Origin of the sequence: Kitasatospora putterlickiae (genome assembly GCF_039527695.1) — a bacterium.
GTDB classification, from domain to species: Bacteria; Actinomycetota; Actinomycetes; order Streptomycetales; family Streptomycetaceae; genus Kitasatospora; species Kitasatospora putterlickiae.
In genome coordinates this window covers 14629-16793 of record NZ_BAAAKJ010000043.1, presented here as the reverse complement: position 1 = coordinate 16793, position 2165 = coordinate 14629, and the positions used below count along the sequence as shown (strand labels likewise).

Below are 2165 nucleotides of genomic sequence, written 5' to 3'. Positions count from 1 at the left end.
ACGGCGACCAGGCCTTCGCCCGCCTGTCGGGCGAACTGCGCCGGGCCGGCCACGGCGCCCAGGCCGTGCTGCTCACCCTGGACGGCTTCGGCCGCCCGCACGCCTGGAACGCGGTGAACCACCAGGACGCCGTGACCTACCTCGACCACCAGGCGGGCCGTCAGGCCCCCGCCCCCCTCCACTCCGCCGACCACGGCCTCTGGGCCGTCGCCCTCACCCCCGAAGGCCGCCCCCTCGACCTCCTCACCCCCGCCCCGTGACCCCCACGACCGCCCCCGCCGCAGAGTTTTATGCAGACCGGTCTACAGATTTAGAGCAGGAAAGGTAGACCGATCTATAGATTCCGCCCGTACAGCGGCAAATTCTGTAGACCGACCTACATATTCAATGCCGCCTGGTTGCTCGCGCGGTCGCGCCAGGACGACCGCTCAGCCCATCGGCGCCCACTCGTGCTCCAGAATCGAGTAGGTGATCGAGTCGCGCCAGGCACCATGCACGAAGACGTGGTCGCGGATCCGGCCGTCCTCGGTCATCCCCGCGCGCAGCAGGGTCCGCGCCGACGCTTCGTTACGCGGCGCGCGGGCCGCCCAGATACGGTGCAGGCCAAGGGCCTTGAAGCCGAGGGCGCACAGCAGGTGAACGGTCTCCGTGCCGAGGCCCCGGCCCCATTCGGCCGGGTGGAGGGCGAACCCGATGGTGGCCGCCCGCTGCGGTTCGGTCGCCAGCCGCGCGTAGCCGATCAAGCGGTGCTCGCCGAGCCTGGTGACGGCGAGACAGTACTCGGTCCTCGGCGTGTCCTCGGCGGAGGCGATGGACCGGTCGACGATGGCCCGCACCTGCTCGCGGGTGCGGGGTTCGAAGCTGAGGTGCCGAGTGGCCTCAGGATCGCCGTAGACGGCCAGCAGGTCCTTGGTGTCCTCGGATTCAACCTCACGCAGGGCCAGTTTGGGGCCAGTCAGGTGAACTGGGGTCATGGCCACGGAGCTTATCCGTGGAGTCACCGGACAAGGACCGAGGCCGGAGTTGCCGTGAAGGCCTCGATCTCCTCGCGCTCGTCGGCCGATCGCGGCACCACGGCCGAGAGCCGGCCCCTCGGTGAGGTCTCCGCCGGCCGGGATCGCGGTTGCCTCCGGGAGGGTGGCAGCCGCCAGAGCGCCGGCGGCGGAGCGGTGGGTCGGCACAATGAGAGCGGGCGCGGAGCAGGGGCGGGTACGAGGGAGCGGGGGTGGCCGGGGTGGCGGTGACCAGGGCGGCGGCGGTTGAGGCGGCGCAGCGGTGGATCAACGGCGAGCTGCCGACGGCGCGGGCCCGGCGGGTTCGGTCGCACGAGTTCGAGCTGGGCTGGGTGGTCTGGGCCGAGCCGCCGGCGGTTCAGGTGGATCCGCGGACCGGGGCGCGGCGGGCGCCCGAGGAGATCGGGGCGGCCTGCGCCGTGGTGGACCGGGTGGACGGGCGGTTCACCGTCTGGCCGTCGGTTCCGGTGCCCGAGGTGGTCCGGCTGTACCGGGACTTCGTCGGAGCGGGCGGGTACGACCCCACCCGGCCGCCCGTCACCGGTCGCGGCACCCGTGCCGAGCTGACCTACCGTGACCCCGTCGGCCGGGAGCGGGTCCTGGCCCTGCGTTCGGCGCCGGGCATGCCGCACCCGGCGCTGCGCGGCTGGTGGTGGCTGCGCGAGCAGGGCGTCCGGGCCGAGGAGGTGCTCGCCGTCCGCACCGACCTGCGGCTGAGCGCCCTGCCCGGCGGCTACTGGGCGTACACGCTGGCCGCCGAACTCCCCGGGGCGCGCCTGGACTTCGACCTGCCGTACGGCCCGCGCTTCGACCACCGGGCGGCGGCCGTCCGCGCGCTGCCGCGGGAGGAGGATGACGGGCCGGCCCGCAACCGGGTCCCGTTCCCGCGCGCCGTCCAGCGGTCGCCCGCCGATGCGGAGCGCACGCTCGCGGAGCGGCTGACGGCGCGCTTCGGGCCGGAGGGCGTCCGCCGGTTCGCCCCCGCCGCCGCCGCCCGCGCCGATCTGCCGGCCGGGGACGCCCGGGTGCTGCTGACGGTCGGCGTACCGAGGGCCGTCGAGGGCTACTTCGCCCTGCACGACCCGCGCCCGGACCCGGTCCTCGGCGGCACCCGGGACGCCGGCCGCCCCGCGACCGTGCTCCCGCCGGTGG

Annotated in this window: 2 protein-coding genes and 1 pseudogene; 2 read left to right on the top strand and 1 reads right to left on the bottom strand. The window is 74.5% G+C overall.

Annotated elements, in window-relative coordinates; all coding sequences use genetic code 11:
* Positions 1–260, top strand: a 260-nt coding sequence (locus ABD308_RS05265; protein ID WP_344326901.1) for a toxin glutamine deamidase domain-containing protein, incomplete at its 5' end; no start/stop codon positions are given.
* Positions 261–428: 168 nt separating this feature from the next.
* Here ABD308_RS05265 and ABD308_RS05260 read toward each other — a convergent pair.
* Positions 429–974 carry a GNAT family N-acetyltransferase gene (locus tag ABD308_RS05260; protein ID WP_344326889.1) on the bottom strand — a complete coding sequence of 182 codons (546 nt, stop codon included), beginning with the start codon at positions 972–974 and terminating at the stop codon, positions 429–431.
* Positions 975–1225: 251 nt separating this feature from the next.
* Here ABD308_RS05260 and ABD308_RS39585 point away from each other — a divergent pair.
* Positions 1226–2165: pseudogene (locus tag ABD308_RS39585) on the top strand (nucleic acid/nucleotide deaminase domain-containing protein); the annotation flags it as partial.